Below are 16,364 nucleotides of genomic sequence, written 5' to 3'. Positions count from 1 at the left end.
GGGTCCCTTCGCGCCGGCGCCTTCCGGGCCCGCGCGGCCTACGATTTGCTGCGCAAATCTACATCTCGCGCCTTCGGCTGCGCCGAAGGGTGCTGCGCACCTGGCCCTCCAGGCGCCTCTGCTCAGCCTCCTGAAGTCGCGAATCGACGTCGCCTGAACTTGCGCGCAGGAAGATCAAGAGCAGGCGAATCGCTACGCTCTCGCAGAAGCAAAGCCAAAGCCAAAGCCAAAGCCAAAGCCAAAGCCAAAGCCAAATTTTGATTTTTCTATTTTGTGTTGTTTGTTCCGGCCTCTTCGCGGGCAAGCCCGCTCCCACAGGTACCGTGCTGTTCTTCCGGCTGGCGGTGAACCTGTGGGAGCGGGCTTGCCCGCGAAGAGGCCGGAATATCCACCAAACCTGCCACAGATACCGCGCAGCACTTCCGGCTGGCGGTACCCGTGGGAGCGGGCTTGCCCCGCGATGGCGTCCGACTATCCACCACACCTGCCACTATCGCCAGATAACGCCAGCCCAGTCGCCGCCACTAACTTCGCGACTTCAGGAGGCCGAGCGTAGGTGTCTGTAGGGCCAGGTGCGGTAGCACCCTTCGGCGCAGCCGAAGGCGCGAGATGTAGATTTGCGCAGCAAATCGTAGGCCGCGCGGGCCCGGAAGGCAGCGAAGCGAGGGGACCCGGAGCGTAGCGGAGGGCCGGATGGTGGAGCGCACGGCTTTTGGTTACTTTTGGCCACGACCAAAAGTGACCCGCCGTAAGGGCGGAAAGGTGATTCAGCGCCACCCTCGCCAATGGATATGCTCAAACCTCTAAAAGCCCAAGCCCAAGCCCAAGCCCAAGCCCAAGCCCAAGCCCAAGCCCAAACCCAACCTCAGTTCAAAATCACCACCGCCGGATACTCATGCAACTGCGCCGAAGTCATATGAGCCAACGCCCGCAACGTCTCCAGCGGCTGATCCAGCCGATAATTCCCGGTCACCGCCACATGATCCAGTTGATCATTGCGATTGATGATCCACCCAGGGTAGTACCGCCGCACCTCGGCAAGCACCTGGCTCAACGGGCAGTTCTCGAACACCAGCCGCCCATCGACCCAGGCCAGATCCTTGTGCATGTCAGGCCGCAACCGCTCACCGAAGCCCTGCGGACCAACGCTGATGCTGTCGCCGGCCGTGAGCCGGATACGCTGGTCACTCGCCGCCTGCAGGTCGACATCCCCCCGCTGCACGCGAACCTGCGCCTCGCCATCCAGGTAACGCACCGCAAAATCAGTGTCGCGCACCTGCGCCCGCAGCGGTCCGGCTTGCACTTCAAGAGGTAATTGGCTGCCCCCGCTCACCTGAAAGTACGCCTCACCCTGCAGCAGCCGGGCGACTGGCCGGCCATCGCGCAGACCGCTGGCAAACGCCGAATTGGTGTTGAGCAAGACCTTGGCCCCATCATCCAGCTGCAAGCGTTGGCGCTCGCCAACCACGGTCAAGTGATCGGCCTGCAAACGCACCGGCAGGTTGCCAAAGGTGAACAGCCCGACCAGCAGCACTGCCGCTGTCGCCAGCGGTTTCCAGTGGCGGCGAACACGTGCGCTCAAGGCGTTGCGGCGGCTTTGATGAATCTGCACGGCGGCCTGGCGCAGGGGCGCGCCATTCCACAAGGCCTCTGCTTCGACGTAGGCCTCGGCATTCTCCGGCGCGGCACTGAGCCAGGCCTCGAACTCATGGGTGTCTGCTTGGTTGGCGCATTGCAGGCGCACCAGCCAGTCCAGCGCCTCGTCCATGGCACGGGCGCGGGTATCGGGCCCGGCGGGTGATGGGCGGGGGGCGGGGCGGTCGGTCACGGGTGATCCTTGCGATGAGCGTTTTTTGCAAATGATCATGGCTGCGCCGGGGCAAGGCAAGCGCTTTGCCAAACCCAGGCGGCGAGCGGTCGGCTCACTTGAGTCGATCGGCTACACCCATGCAGATGGCCATGATCAGTTTCAGTTCCTTCTGAACTGTGCTGGCCGAGACGTTCAACTGCTCGGCGATTTCCATGTAGCTGGCGCCATGCAGGCGGCTGAGGATAAAAATCTGCTGCTGGCGCGAGGTCAGCTGGCTGAGGCTTACACTCAGGTGCTTGAGCAGTTGCTCGGCGTGGGCGGCGTCCTCGCTGCTGCTGGCCGGTGCGGCAACGTTGTGCAGCACTTGCTCGGGCACGTCGTCGACCAGGGTCCGCGCCTGCACCCGGCGGGCGCGCAAGTGATCGAGGGCGAGGTTGCGCGCAGTCTGGAAGACGAACGGCTCCAGATGCTCGATCGGCCGCTCGCCCAAGGCCCGGGTGACCCGCAGGTAAGTCTCCTGCAGCAGGTCTTCCGCCGTGCTGGGGTTGCCCACCATGCCCTGTAGCGTACGCAGCAGGCTGAGACGCTGGGAGAGAAAAACGGTGTTGAAGCGAGACTGACTCACGGGGAAACCTGACCGATGCGGATGAATGATAATGCTTATCATCCATGCTATTGGTCAAGCCTTGCTCAGGTAAAGAATTGGTAAGGTGATGTTTGCAGAGGTGGGATCGGGCGGCTGGGTGAGAAGAGGCTCGCTCGCGATAGCGCTGGATCTGACGGCGCTATCGCGGGGCAAGCCCGCTCCCCACGTACCCTGGCTCTCACATCGCCTGGCTTGGGCCTAGCGTGCGCTACACAGCGCCAGGCAGTTATCCAGCATGCGGTTGGAGAAGCCCCATTCGTTGTCGTACCAGGCCAACACCTTAAGCATGCGGCCATTGGCGCGGGTGTGGTTGGCGTCGAAAATCGACGACAGCGGGTTGTGGTTGAAGTCGCACGACACCAGCGGCAGGGCGTTGTAGCCGAGCACACGAGAGTGGCGACTGGCCTCGAGGAACAGCTGGTTGACCTCTTCGGCGCTGGCCTCGCGCTTGAGGTTCACGGTCAGGTCGACCAGCGACACATTGATCACCGGCACCCGCACGGCCATGCCGGTGAGCTTGCCGGCCAGCTCCGGCAGGACCAGGCCGACCGCCTCGGCGGCGCCGGTCTTGCTGGGGATCATCGACTGGGTCGCCGAGCGCGCGCGGAACGGGTCGCTGTGGTAGACGTCAGTCAGCACCTGGTCATTGGTGTAGGCATGGATGGTGGTCATCAGGCCTTGCTCGATACCGAACTCACGGTGCAGCACCTGGGCAATGGGCGCCAAGCAGTTGGTGGTGCACGAGGCGCTGGAGATGATCTGGTGCGAGGCGCGCAGCACGTCATGGTTGACGCCGTACACCACGGTGGCATCGACGCCCTTGCCCGGCGCCGAGATAATCACTTTGCCCGCGCCGGCACTCAGGTGAGCAGCGGCCTTGGCACGCTCGGTGAACAGCCCGGTGCATTCGAACACCACGTCGATTGCCTCGGCCTTCCACGGCAGTTCGGCCGGATTGCGGATGGCGCTGACGGCGATGCGGTCGCCATTGACGGTCAGGCTCTCGTGATCGGCCTCGACCTGGGCGTCGAAGATGCCGTGCACGCTGTCGTACTTGAGCAGGTGGGCGTTCATTGCGCTGTCACCCAAGTCGTTGATTGCGACGACCTGCAGGTCCTGGCGGTAGCCTTGGGTATAGAGTGCGCGCAGGACGTTGCGTCCGATGCGGCCGAATCCGTTGATGGCGATGCGAAGGGTCATGGCAATACCTCTGGCAGTCGGGTGAAGGCTGTGGCACAAGGTCTGTAGCCAAATAAAGCGTCTTCACTGAAACGGTTTTGTTATTGGAATTACAAGATTATGCGTTGCGGGATAGAAAACAAGCCCTTTTGATGGCAGTATTTTGTTTAAACATACAACGAGTGGTCGGGCGAGCTTCTTCCGCGTTGCACCAGGCACCTATACCTTGAGCCTAGGTCGCAATCGTTTGGAGGGGAAATGCCGCTTCAGACCACCCTTACAGTCAGCCTGGAGTCCAGTACATGCACCCGCGCATCCTTGAGGTCACCCAACGGCTGACCGAACGCAGCCGTCCCACCCGTGAGCGCTACCTGCAACTGATTCGTGGCGCGGCCAGCGATGGCCCCATGCGTGCCAGCCTGCAGTGCGCCAACTTCGCCCATGGCGTGGCCGGTTGCGGTGCCGAGGACAAGCACAGCCTGCGCATGATGAACGCGGCCAACGTGGCGATCGTCTCGGCCTATAACGACATGCTCTCGGCGCACCAGCCGTACCTGCATTTCCCCGAACAGATCAAACAGGCACTGCGCGAGATCGGCTCGGTCGGCCAGTTCGCTGGCGGTGTGCCGGCCATGTGCGATGGCGTGACCCAGGGCGAACCGGGCATGGAGCTGGCCATCGCCAGCCGCGAAGTGATCGCCATGTCCACCGCGATTGCCTTGTCGCACAACATGTTCGATGCCGCGTTGATGCTCGGCATCTGCGACAAGATCGTCCCGGGCCTGATGATGGGCGCGCTGCGCTTCGGCCATCTGCCGACCATTTTCGTCCCCGGCGGGCCAATGCCTTCGGGCATTTCCAACAAGCAGAAGGCCGACGTGCGCCAGCGCTATGCCGAGGGCAAGGCCAGCCGCGAGGAACTGCTCGAGTCGGAGATGAAGTCTTACCACAGCCCTGGCACCTGCACCTTCTATGGCACCGCCAACACCAACCAGCTGGTGATGGAAGTGATGGGCCTGCACCTGCCCGGCGCCTCGTTCGTCAACCCCTACACGCCACTGCGCGACGCCCTGACGGCCGAGGCGGCGCAGCAAGTGACGCGGATGACCAAGGCCAGCGGCAGCTTCATGCCGTTGGGTGAGATCGTCGACGAAAAGGCGCTGGTCAACTCGATCGTCGCCCTGCACGCCACTGGCGGCTCGACCAACCACACCCTGCACCTCCCGGCGATCGCTCAGGCAGCAGGCATCCAGCTGACCTGGCAGGACATGGCCGACCTCTCCGAGGTGGTGCCGACCCTGTCGCACGTCTATCCGAACGGCAAGGCCGATATCAACCATTTCCAGGCGGCAGGCGGTATGTCGTTCCTGATTCGCGAGCTGCTCGATGCCGGGCTGCTGCATGAAGACGTCAACACCGTGGCAGGCCACGGCCTGCGCCGCTACACCCAGGAGCCGTTCCTTGAGGATGGCCGTTTGGTCTGGCGCGAAGGCCCATTGCAGAGCCTGGATGAAGACATCCTGCGCCCGGTATCTCGGCCATTCTCCGCTGAAGGCGGCCTGCGCGTCATGGAGGGCAACCTTGGCCGCGGGGTGATGAAAGTCTCTGCCGTGGCGCCTGAGCATCAGGTCGTCGAAGCGCCGGCGCGGGTGTTCCATGACCAGCAGTCGCTGGCCGATGCCTTCAAGGCTGGCGAGCTGGAGCGCGACTTCGTCGCCGTGGTGCGCTTCCAGGGGCCGCGCTGCAATGGCATGCCTGAGTTGCACAAGCTCACGCCGTTCCTCGGGGTGTTGCAGGATCGCGGTTACAAGGTGGCACTGGTGACCGATGGACGCATGTCCGGCGCATCGGGCAAGATCCCGGCAGCCATTCACGTCTGCCCGGAAGCCTATGATGGTGGCCCGCTAGCGCGCGTGCGTGATGGTGATATCGTGCGGGTCGATGGTGTCGAAGGCACCTTGCAGTTGATGGTCTCGGCCGACGAACTGGCCAGCCGCGAGCTGCCAGCCGCACCGCTGGGCAATGACCTGGGCTGTGGTCGCGAGCTGTTCGGCTTCATGCGTGTGGCGTTCAGCCCGGCCGAGCAGGGCGCCAGCGCCTTTACCTCTGGCTTGGAGAAGCTCAAGTGAAAGACCTGCTGGTTGGCGACATTGGCGGTACCAACGCACGTTTTGCCCTGTGGCGCGACAACCAGCTGCACGCCGTGCAGGTGCTGGCCACCGCCGACTACACCAGCCCCGAGCAGGCAATCGAAGCCTATCTGCGTGAGCAAGGCATAGCCCGTGGCGGCCTGGCGGCGGTGTGCCTGGCGGTGGCTGGGCCGGTGGATGGCGATGAGTTTCGCTTCACCAACAACCACTGGCGGCTGAGCCGCAAGGCGTTCTGCCAGACCCTGCAAGTCGAGCACCTGCAACTGATCAATGATTTTTCCGCGATGGCCCTGGGCATGACCCGCCTGCGCGATGGCGAGTTTCGCCAGGTGTGCGGCGGTGCTGCCGACCCGAGCCGTCCGGCGCTGGTGATCGGGCCTGGCACCGGCCTTGGCGTGGGCAGTTTGCTGCGCTTGGGTGAGCAGCGCTGGCTGGCGTTGCCAGGGGAGGGCGGCCATGTCGACCTGCCGGTGGGCAACGCGCGTGAGGCGGCCATTCACCAGGAGATTCATCGGCAGATCGGCCATGTCAGTGCCGAAACCGTGCTCAGTGGTGGTGGGTTGGTGCGCTTGTATCAGGCGATCTGTGCCTTGGATGACGAGGTCCAGCGGCACACGACCCCGGCGCAGATCACCGATGCGGCTTTGGCCGGTGAGCCACGGGCGTTGGCGGTGGTCGAGCAGTTTTGCCGGTTCCTTGGGCGGGTAGCGGGGAACAATGTCCTGACCCTGGGCGCGCGAGGAGGGGTTTATATCGTTGGCGGTGTGATTCCGCGCTTTGCCGAGTTGTTTCTGGGCAGTGGCTTTGCCGCGAGTTTTGCCGACAAGGGGTGCATGAGTGGGTATTTCAGCGGTGTGCCGGTATGGTTGGTGACGGCTGAGTTTTCCGGCTTGCTGGGGGCCGGTGTCGCTCTGCAGCAAACGTTGGAACATTGATATCTTGGATCCGCTTTGCGGCCCTTCGCGGGCCAGCCCGCTCCCACAAGGATCACGCTGAGCCCTGTGGGAGCGGGCTTGCCCGCGAAGGACCGCAAAGCGGACCCATCTAGCGGTCACACAACAACAGCGGGCATTCAGACCCGCGCTGACCAGGGGAAGGGATTTTTGTGAGCACTGCCGCCCGATCGATCCTGATGGTCGATGACGACCAGGAAATCCGCGAACTGTTACAAACCTACCTCAGCCGCTCGGGCTTTCAGGTCCGTGCCGAAGCCGATGGCCAAGGCTTTCGCCAGGCCCTCGACAGCGCACCCTGCGACCTGGTGATCCTCGATGTCATGCTTCCCGACGAAGACGGCTTCAGCCTGTGCCGTTGGGTCCGCCAGCATCCGCGCCTGTCGCGGGTGCCGATCATCATGCTCACCGCCAGCTCCGACGAGGCCGACCGGGTCATCGGCCTGGAACTGGGCGCTGACGATTACCTCGGCAAACCGTTCAGCCCTCGCGAGTTGCAGGCCCGCATCAAGGCCCTGCTGCGCCGCGCCGAATTTGGCCAGGCTGCACCGAGCAGTGCAGTGCTGGCCTTTGACGACTGGCGTCTGGATACCGTCAGCCACCGCTTGTTCCACCGCGACGGCGAAGAGGTGATCCTCTCCGGCGCCGACTTTGCCTTGCTCAAGCTGTTTCTCGACAATCCGCAGCAGATCCTCGACCGCGACACCATCGGCAATGCCACCCGTGGGCGCGAGCCGATGCCGCTGGACCGCATCGTCGACATGGCGGTCAGCCGCTTGCGCTCACGCCTGCGCGACACCGACAAGCCGCCGCGCTTGATTCGCACCGTACGGGGCAGCGGCTACTTGTTGGCGGCACATGTCTGCCCCGCTAACTGAGCGGCGTTGGCGCCTGCTGCCGCGCTCGTTACTGGGGCGGATGCTGCTGCTGACGTTGTTGGTGGTGCTGCTCGCCCAGGGTTTGTCGAGCCTGATCTGGGTCGCGCAACTGCGCGCCAGCCAGCTGCAGGGGCTACGGGCCAGTGCCAGTAGCCTGGCCCATTCGATGAGTGCCAGCGTCAGTTATTTTCGCTCGCTGCCAGTGGCCTACCGGCCAATGGTGCTCGACCAGTTGCGCAGCATGGGCGGCACGCGGTTTTTCGTTTCGCTCAACGAAAAGCCGCTGGACATGGCCGTGCTGCCGATCACCCCACGCAAGCAGGCCGTGATCGAGGTGTTCCAGCAGGTGCTACATGAGCGGCTCGGCCAGCAGATCGAAGTGTCCGTCGAGTTCGTCAGCCCCGATGAGCTGCGCATCTTCAACAGCGGGCTCAAGCTCGATGAACTGCCGCGCTCGTGGGCGCATTATTCGCTGACCCTCGAGCCGCTCAATCCGCCGGTGTTGGTGACGCAGATTCGCCTGGGCCAGGGCGAGTGGCTGTATATCGCCTCGCTGCTGCCCGAGCCCTATACCAGCCTTGAGGCCGAACGGCTGCCCCGTCAGCAGATGGGTTTCATCGCCCTGACCACCGCCCTGCTGTTGCTGTTCATCGGCTTGCTGGTGCATTGGCAAAGCCGGCCCTTGAAGCGCCTGGCGCGGGCGGCGCGAGAGTTGTCGCTGGGCGCCGATGTAGCGCCGGTGGTCGAAGGTGGCGGCAGTGAAGTGGTCGAAGTGGGGCGCGCGTTCAACAGCATGCGTGAACGCATCAGTCGCTACCTGACGGAGCGCAGCCAGCTGTTCAGTGCCATTTCCCATGACCTGCGCACGCCAATCACTCGCCTGCGGCTGAGAGTCGAGTTGCTCGAAGACGAGCGCCAGCAAGCCAAGTTCAGCCGTGATCTGGATGAGCTGGAGCTGCTGGTCAAAGGTGCCTTGCAGTGCGTGAAGGACACCGATATTCACGAGAATATCGAGCCGATCGACCTCAATCAAATGCTGGAGATCCTGGCTGAGCCGTATCTGGGTGATGGCCGCATTACCCTGGAGGGCAGTGCCCAGGCGCCTTATCCAGGCAAGGCCCTGGCGCTGCGCCGGTGCATTGGTAACCTGATCGATAACGCCATCAAGTACGGCGAGCGCGCGCATTTGCGCATCATCGATGGCGTCGAAGGGTTCGTCTTGCAGGTGGATGATCAGGGCCCAGGCGTGCCGCAGCAGCAGATGGAGCAGGTGTTCGAGCCGCACTTTCGCCTGGCGGGCAAGCAACAGGGTTATGGCTTGGGGTTAGGGATCGCACGCAACATTGCCCACAGTCATGGTGGCGAGGTGAGCCTGTTGAATTTGCGTGAGGGTGGGCTGCGGGTGACCTTGTGTCTGCCACGTACGCCTGAGTGACCTGACACTACAACGCCCAGAAAATGTCACCACGAGGTGACATTCGCCCAAGCCTTCGTGACACGGCGGCCACTGGGCGCTGGCTAGAATCTCGCTGCACGACAGGCATGTTGCCTGTCCTCGACAAGGACGAAGCAGGTCGATGCGCACCGATCAATTTCCGCTCACCCGTTCGCTCGATTCGCCCGCACATCTCACCTGGTTGCTGGCTGAAGGTCGACGGCTGGTCTCATTCGCCAAGGCTTCGCGACATGCCGAAGGCTTCGCCGGCCTCGATGCACTAGGGCGTTTGCCCAACGAGGCTATCGCCGAAACCATCATCACTGCGCGTATGACCCACTGCTTCGCCATGGCCCATGTGCAAGGCATTCCAGGCTGTTTGGCCCTGGTCGAGCATGGTGTGGCGGCCCTCAGCGGCCCACTCTGCGACGCCCGCTTCGGCGGTTGGTACGCCAAGCCCGCTCGCTATGGCGATACCGGCAAGGCTGCCTACCTGCATGCCTTCGTCGCCCTGGCGGCCAGCTCCGCAGTAGTCGCCGGCAGCACTGCTGCGCCGCAGCTGTTACAAGCGGCAAGCGAGATCATCGAAAGGCATTTCTGGAGCGAAACGGAGGGCGCCCTGCGTGAAAGTTTCAGCCGCGACTGGCAGCAGGAGGAAGCCTACCGCGGCGCTAACAGCAACATGCACGCCACCGAGGCGTTCCTTGCCTTGGCCGATGTCACCGGCGACAGCGTCTGGCTGGACCGCGCGCTGAGGATCGTCGAACGCATCATCCAAGGCCAGGCGCGGGCCAACGGTTACCAGGTCATCGAGCATTTCGACCCGCGCTGGCAAGCACTGGCGCAGTACAACGCGGCGAACCCTGCCGATGGCTTTCGTCCCTATGGCATCACCCCCGGGCACGGCTTCGAATGGTCACGCTTGCTCCTGCACCTGGAGGCCGCGCGCCAGTTGGCCGGCCTGACCACGCCTGAGTGGCTGCTGGCCGCCGCCAGTGGCCTGTTCGACAGCGCCTGTGAACACGGTTGGCACGCCGACGGCGCCCCAGGCATCGTCTATACCCTGGATTGGGAGAAGCGCCCCGTAGTGCGCCAGCGTCTGCACTGGACCCACGCCGAAGCCAGCGCCGCCGCAGCAGCGTTATGGCGGCGCACCGGCGAGGCCCATTACCAGCGCTGGTACCACTGCTTCTGGGCGTTCATCGATAGCCACTTGATCGACCGCGCCGCTGGCAGTTGGCACCACGAGTTGGACCCAGGCAATCGGCCCAGCGCCAGCATCTGGGGCGGCAAACCCGACCTCTACCATGCCTACCAGGCCGTGCTGCTGCCTGCTTTGCCGCTGGCGCCCAGCCTGGCTACTGCACTTGCCCAGGCCAATGTAACCAAGTGATGACATTCGCACAGCGCTTCGTTACCTGGCGCCAGCCAAGGCGTTATTACACTGCTCTGCAACGCAAGCGTCAGTCTTGCACTGCATAACAACAAGAAAGGTACTCCGATGAATTCGACTCTCCGCCTCGCCGCCGCGATCTCTCTTGCCTCGTTATTCCCCCTCAGCGCCCTGGCCGCCGACTCCAAAGGCAGCGTGGAAGTGGTGCATTGGTGGACTTCGGGCGGCGAGAAAGCCGCGGTCGACGTACTCAAAGCCCAGGTCGAGAAAGATGGGTTCACCTGGAAAGATGGCGCAGTTGCAGGCGGTGGCGGTGCAACGGCCATGACGGTGCTCAAAAGCCGTGCAGTCGCCGGCAATCCGCCAGGCGTCGCCCAGATCAAGGGGCCGGATATCCAGGACTGGGCCTCAACCGGGCTGCTCGACAGCGACGTGCTCAAGGATGTAGCCAAGGCTGAAAACTGGGACGCTCTGCTGGAGAAGAAGGTCGCCGACACCGTCAAGTTCGACGGTGACTACGTGGCGGTGCCGGTGAACATTCACCGGGTCAACTGGTTGTGGATCAACCCTGAAGTGTTCAAGAAAGCCGGTATCGACAAACCGCCGACCACCCTCGAAGAATTCTATGCCGCTGGCGACAAGCTCAAGGCCGCAGGCTTCATTGCGCTCGCCCATGGTGGCCAGCCGTGGCAGGACAGCACCGTATTCGAAGCGGTAGTGCTGTCGGTGATGGGGGCGGACGGCTACAAGAAAGCCTTCGTCGACCTCGATAACGCCACCCTGACCGGTCCGGACATGGTCAAGTCGCTGACCGAGCTCAAGCGAGTCGCGACCTACATGGATGCCGACGGCAAAGGCCAGGACTGGAACCTAGAGGCGGCCAAGGTCATCAATGGCAAGGCCGGCATGCAGGTCATGGGCGACTGGGCCAAGAGCGAATGGACCTTGGCCAAGAAGGTCGCCGGCCAGGATTACCAGTGCGTGCCGTTCCCTGGCACCGACAAAGCCTTCACCTACAACATCGACTCGCTGGTGGTGTTCAAGCAGAAGGATGCCGGTACTTCCGCCGGCCAGCAGGACATCGCCAAGGTGGTCATGGGCGAGCACTTCCAGAAGCTGTTCAGCACCAACAAAGGCTCGATCCCGGTGCGCAAGGACCTGCTCGCCGACATGGCCAAGCATGGCTTCGATGCCTGCGCGCAAACCTCGGCCAAGGACTTCCTTGCCGATGCCCAGAATGGTGGCCTGCAACCGAGCATGGCGCACAACATGGCGACCAACCTGGCGGTGCAAGGGGCGTTCTTCGATGTGGTGACCAACTACATCAATGACCCCAAGGCCGATCCTGCGGATGCTGCGAAGAAGCTCGGTGCAGCCATCAAGGCGGCGCAATAACACGCCTCTGAAGCCATCGCTGCTGCAACTTGCCCTTGCCATCCACTGAGGCAGCGGGCCGGCCTCTTCGCGGGCAAGCCCGCTCCTACAGGGATCGCGCTGCCTAGGCAATAAGCGCTCTTGCAGGGGCATCACTGACTGACAGGTATCGCAATCATGACTACCTTGACCGCCCAACTGCGGGCCTCACCCCTGGACGCCTTGCAGCGTTGGCTACCAAAACTGGTGCTGGCGCCGAGCATGTTCATCATCCTGGTGGGCTTCTACGGCTACATCCTGTGGACGTTCGTTCTCTCGTTCACTACCTCGACCTTCCTACCCACCTACAAGTGGGCCGGTCTTGCCCAATATGCCCGGCTGTTCGATAACGACCGCTGGTGGGTGGCGAGCAAGAACCTGCTGGTGTTCGGCGGCTTGTTCATCGGCATCAGCCTGGCGATCGGCGTGTTGCTGGCGGTGTTGCTCGACCAGCGCATTCGCCGCGAAGGTTTCATCCGCACCATTTACCTGTACCCGATGGCGCTGTCGATGATCGTCACCGGGACCGCCTGGAAATGGCTGCTCAACCCCGGCATGGGCCTGGACAAGCTGCTGCGCGACTGGGGCTGGGAGGGCTTTCGCCTGGACTGGCTGATCGACCCCGACCGGGTGGTGTATTGCCTGGTGATCGCGGCGGTCTGGCAGGCTTCGGGGTTCATCATGGCGATGTTCCTGGCCGGTTTGCGTGGGGTCGATCAGTCGATCATCCGCGCTGCGCAGATCGATGGCGCAAGCCTGCCGCGGATCTACTGGCAAGTGGTGCTGCCGAGCTTACGGCCGGTGTTCTTCAGTTCGCTGATGATCCTCGCGCACATCGCCATCAAGAGCTTCGACCTGGTCGCGGCAATGACTGCAGGTGGCCCAGGCTACTCCTCCGACCTGCCGGCCATGTTCATGTATTCCTTCACCTTCAGCCGCGGCCAGATGGGCATGGGCTCGGCCAGCGCGATCCTCATGCTCGGCGCGATCCTGGCGATCCTGGTGCCTTACCTGTACTCGGAATTGAGGACCAAGCGCCATGACTAATCGTCTCGACAAACCGGCGCTGAGCCTGAGCCGCATCGCCATTCACGCGGTGTTGCTGAGCGCTGTACTGCTGTACCTGGTGCCGCTGGTGGTAATGCTGCTGACCAGTTTCAAAACCCCGGAAGACATCGGCTCGGGCAACCTGCTGAGCTGGCCGACGGTGGTGACCGGCATTGGCTGGGTCAAGGCCTGGGCCACGGTCAGCGGGTACTTCTGGAACTCGATCATGATCACCGTGCCTGCGGTGCTGATCTCCACCACCCTCGGTGCGCTCAACGGCTATGTGCTGTCGATGTGGCGTTTTCGCGGCTCGCAGCTGTTCTTCGGCCTGCTGTTGTTCGGCTGCTTCCTGCCGTTCCAGACCGTGCTGCTGCCGGCCTCGTTCACCTTGGGCAAGCTGGGCCTGGCCAGCACCACTAGCGGCCTGGTGCTGGTGCATGTGGTCTACGGTCTGGCCTTCACCACGCTGTTCTTCCGCAATTACTACGTGAGCATTCCCGATGCCCTGGTCAAGGCGGCGCGGCTCGATGGCGCCGGATTCTTCACCATCTTTGGGCGGATCATCCTGCCGATGTCGACGCCGATCATCATGGTCTGCCTGATCTGGCAGTTCACCCAGATCTGGAACGATTTCCTGTTCGGGGTGGTGTTCTCCAGCGGCGATTCGCAGCCGATCACCGTGGCCCTGAACAACCTGGTCAACACCAGCACCGGGGCCAAGGAATACAACGTCGACATGGCCGCGGCGATGATCGCCGGGCTGCCAACCCTGCTGGTCTACGTAGTGGCGGGCAAGTATTTCGTGCGCGGGCTGACCGCCGGCGCTGTCAAGGGGTAAGTCATGGCAACGCTCGAACTTCGCAATGTAAACAAGACCTACGGCACCGGCGTCCCGGACACGCTCAAGGACATCCAGCTGTCGATCAAGGATGGCGAGTTCCTGATCCTGGTCGGCCCTTCCGGCTGCGGCAAGTCGACCTTGATGAACTGCATCGCCGGCCTTGAAAGTATCAGTGGCGGGGCGATCCTGATCGACGAGCAGGACGTCAGCGGCATGAGCCCCAAGGATCGCGACATTGCCATGGTGTTCCAGTCCTACGCGCTGTACCCGACCATGAACGTGCGCGACAACATCGCCTTCGGCCTGAAGATTCGCAAGCTGCCCCAGCCGGCGATCGACGAGGAGGTGGCGCGGGTGGCCAAGCTGCTGCAGATCGAGCATCTGCTGACGCGCAAGCCGGGCCAGTTGTCCGGTGGCCAGCAGCAACGGGTGGCGATGGGCCGGGCGCTGGCGCGGCGGCCGAAGATCTACCTGTTCGACGAGCCGCTGTCGAACCTCGACGCCAAGCTGCGGGTCGAGATGCGCACCGAGATCAAACTGATGCACCAGCGCCTGAAGACCACCACGGTGTACGTCACCCATGACCAGATCGAGGCCATGACCTTGGGCGACAAGGTGGCAGTGATGAAGGACGGCATCATCCAGCAGTTCGGGACGCCGCAGCAGATCTATAACGATCCGGCCAACCAGTTTGTCGCAAGCTTCATTGGCTCGCCGCCGATGAACTTCATCCCGGTGCGCCTGACCCGCCAAGACGGCCGCCTGCTGGCTTTGCTCGACAGCGGCCAGGCGCGCTGTGAGCTGCCACTGGGCGCGGCCACCGACGCCTTCGAGGGGCGTGAGGTGATTCTGGGTGTGCGGCCCGAGCAGATCAGCCTGGGTAGCGGCGAGGGCAACGGCCTGCCTGCAGTGCGCGCCGAGGTGCAGGTGACCGAGCCTACCGGGCCTGACCTGCTGGTGTTCGTCACCCTCAACCAGACCAAGGTCTGCTGTCGCCTGGCTCCGGATGTCGCCTGCCAGATTGGCGACAGCCTCAACCTGCAGTTCGATCCGGCGCGGGTGTTGCTGTTCGACGCGCAAAGCGGTGAGCGCCTGGACTTGTCCAGTGCCGCTGCGCCGCACAAGGACAATGTGGCTCGCTTCAAGGGCCGATAGATCGTCTACTTAAAAAACAAGAAAAGAGGACGCAAAGGGATGGAACATCGCAAACGCATCAGGACCTTGGGTTCGCTGGCCTTGCTGGCTGTGGTCGGCAGCAGCGGCGCGCAGGCCGCCGAGGCCTTTTCCAGCGAATCGAAATGGATGACCGGCGATTGGGGCGGCACTCGTACCGAGCTGCTGGAAAAGGGCTACGACTTCACCCTCGACTATGTCGGCGAAGTGGCTGGCAACCTCAATGGCGGCTACAACGACGACAAGACCGCGCGCTACAGCGACCAGTTCGCCTTAGGCATGCACCTGGACCTGGAGAAGATCCTCGGCTGGGGCGATACCGAGTTCAAGCTGGCGATCACCGAGCGCAGCGGGCGCAATCTGTCCAATGACCGCATCAGCGACCCCCGTGCCGGGCAGTTCAGCTCGGTGCAGGAAGTGTGGGGGCGTGGCCAGACCTGGCGGCTGACCCAGATGTGGATCAAGCAGAAATACTTCGATGGTGCGCTGGATGTGAAATTCGGCCGCTTCGGTGAAGGCGAAGATTTCAACAGCTTCCCCTGCGACTTCCAGAACCTGGCGTTCTGCGGCTCGCAGGTCGGTAACTGGGTGGGTGGCATCTGGTACAACTGGCCGGTCAGCCAGTGGGCGCTGCGGGTCAAATACAACATCACCCCGGAGTTCTTCGTTCAGGTCGGCGCGTTCGAACAGAACCCCTCCAACCTTGAGACCGGTAATGGCTTCAAGCTCAGCGGCAGCGGCACCAAGGGCGCGATCCTGCCGGTGGAAATGGTCTGGTCGCCCAAGGTCAATGGCCTGCCTGGCGAATACCGGCTGGGCTACTACTACAGCACGGCCAAGGCTGACGACGTCTATGAGGATGTCAACGGCAACCCGCAGGGCATCACTGGCGAGGGCTTCAAGTCGCACTCCAGTAAGCACGGCTGGTGGGTGGTGGCGCAGCAGCAGGTCACTGCCCACGGTGGCGACGTCAATCGCGGGCTGAGTTTGTTTGCCAACTTCACCGTGCATGACAAGGCCACCAACGTGGTCGACAACTACCAGCAAGTCGGCCTGGTCTATAAAGGCGCCTTCGATGCCCGGCCCAAGGATGACATCGGTTTCGGTATTGCCCGGATTCATGTCAACGACGACGTCAAGAAGCGCGCCGAGCAGCTCAATGCCAGCAGCGGCATCAATGACTACGACAACCCAGGCTTCGTCCCGCTGCAGCGCACCGAGTACAACGCCGAGCTGTACTACGGCTTCCATGTCACCAATTGGCTGACGGTGCGGCCCAACCTGCAATACATCAAAAGCCCCGGCGGGGTCGATGAAGTGGATAACGCGCTGGTCGCAGGCCTGAAGATTCAGTCGTCATTCTAAGGAAAATTGTTGTAAATTTACGCCATCCATTCTTGGCTATCCCGCTACCACTGGTCATCAGTGGTAGCGCGGCTTAGGTCG

The 16,364-nt window shown here is 62.8% G+C and carries 13 protein-coding genes; 10 read left to right on the top strand and 3 right to left on the bottom strand.

Annotated features, from left to right (window positions below):
- Nucleotides 1-865: 865 nt before the first annotated feature.
- From ACI2JX_RS23585 to gap, 3 genes are all read right to left on the bottom strand, one after another.
- Complete coding sequence (locus ACI2JX_RS23585) at nucleotides 866-1,828, bottom strand: FecR domain-containing protein (RefSeq protein ID WP_264237001.1); 963 nt, start codon at nucleotides 1,826-1,828, stop codon at nucleotides 866-868.
- Between the two features lie 94 nt (nucleotides 1,829-1,922).
- The gene (locus ACI2JX_RS23580) at nucleotides 1,923-2,435 is read right to left on the bottom strand and encodes an RNA polymerase sigma factor (RefSeq protein ID WP_186556431.1); all 513 of its coding nucleotides are present in this window, start codon (nucleotides 2,433-2,435) and stop codon (nucleotides 1,923-1,925) included.
- A gap of 219 nt (nucleotides 2,436-2,654) precedes the next feature.
- Nucleotides 2,655-3,656, bottom strand: a complete 1,002-nt coding sequence (gene gap / locus ACI2JX_RS23575; protein ID WP_392464108.1) for a type I glyceraldehyde-3-phosphate dehydrogenase — start codon at nucleotides 3,654-3,656, stop codon at nucleotides 2,655-2,657.
- Nucleotides 3,657-3,937: 281 nt separating this feature from the next.
- On the opposite strand from gap, the gene edd reads away from it, so the two are divergent.
- The 10 genes from edd (at nucleotide 3,938) to ACI2JX_RS23525 (ending at nucleotide 16,283) form a co-directional block, all read left to right on the top strand.
- Complete coding sequence (gene edd, locus ACI2JX_RS23570) at nucleotides 3,938-5,764, top strand: phosphogluconate dehydratase (protein ID WP_264237003.1); 1,827 nt, start codon at nucleotides 3,938-3,940, stop codon at nucleotides 5,762-5,764.
- Nucleotides 5,761-6,720 (top strand): glucokinase, encoded by a 960-nt coding sequence (locus tag ACI2JX_RS23565; RefSeq protein WP_404691100.1) that lies wholly within the window; start codon nucleotides 5,761-5,763, stop codon nucleotides 6,718-6,720. The genes edd and ACI2JX_RS23565 overlap by 4 nt, the downstream gene beginning before the upstream one ends.
- Nucleotides 6,721-6,890: 170 nt before the next feature.
- Nucleotides 6,891-7,616 carry a response regulator gene (locus ACI2JX_RS23560; RefSeq protein WP_186556427.1) on the top strand — a complete coding sequence of 242 codons (726 nt, stop codon included), beginning with the start codon at nucleotides 6,891-6,893 and terminating at the stop codon, nucleotides 7,614-7,616.
- On the top strand, nucleotides 7,597-9,051 hold the full coding sequence (locus ACI2JX_RS23555) for an ATP-binding protein (protein ID WP_319004555.1): 1,455 nt from the start codon (nucleotides 7,597-7,599) through the stop codon (nucleotides 9,049-9,051). The genes ACI2JX_RS23560 and ACI2JX_RS23555 overlap by 20 nt, the downstream gene beginning before the upstream one ends.
- Before the next feature lie 142 nt (nucleotides 9,052-9,193).
- Complete coding sequence (locus ACI2JX_RS23550; protein ID WP_404691099.1) at nucleotides 9,194-10,444, top strand: AGE family epimerase/isomerase; 1,251 nt, start codon at nucleotides 9,194-9,196, stop codon at nucleotides 10,442-10,444.
- A gap of 108 nt (nucleotides 10,445-10,552) precedes the next feature.
- Nucleotides 10,553-11,839, top strand: coding sequence for an ABC transporter substrate-binding protein (locus tag ACI2JX_RS23545; RefSeq protein ID WP_404691098.1), 1,287 nt, complete (start codon nucleotides 10,553-10,555; stop codon nucleotides 11,837-11,839).
- 156 nt (nucleotides 11,840-11,995) lie between these two features.
- Nucleotides 11,996-12,904: a carbohydrate ABC transporter permease gene (locus ACI2JX_RS23540; protein ID WP_186556423.1), complete on the top strand. Its 909-nt coding sequence runs from the start codon at nucleotides 11,996-11,998 to the stop codon at nucleotides 12,902-12,904.
- On the top strand, nucleotides 12,897-13,742 hold the full coding sequence (locus ACI2JX_RS23535) for a carbohydrate ABC transporter permease (RefSeq protein ID WP_264237007.1): 846 nt from the start codon (nucleotides 12,897-12,899) through the stop codon (nucleotides 13,740-13,742). The genes ACI2JX_RS23540 and ACI2JX_RS23535 overlap by 8 nt, the downstream gene beginning before the upstream one ends.
- Nucleotides 13,743-13,745: 3 nt before the next feature.
- On the top strand, nucleotides 13,746-14,900 hold the full coding sequence (locus tag ACI2JX_RS23530) for an ABC transporter ATP-binding protein (protein WP_264237008.1): 1,155 nt from the start codon (nucleotides 13,746-13,748) through the stop codon (nucleotides 14,898-14,900).
- 39 nt (nucleotides 14,901-14,939) lie between these two features.
- A complete protein-coding gene (locus ACI2JX_RS23525; RefSeq protein WP_404691097.1) occupies nucleotides 14,940-16,283 on the top strand; it encodes a carbohydrate porin in 1,344 nt (447 codons plus the stop codon).
- Nucleotides 16,284-16,364: the final 81 nt, after the last annotated feature.

Origin of the sequence: Pseudomonas sp. NPDC088890 (genome assembly GCF_044900155.1) — a bacterium.
In the GTDB taxonomy this organism is placed as follows: Bacteria; Pseudomonadota; Gammaproteobacteria; order Pseudomonadales; family Pseudomonadaceae; genus Aquipseudomonas; species Aquipseudomonas urmiensis.
This window is presented reverse-complemented; position numbering and strand designations above follow the sequence as displayed.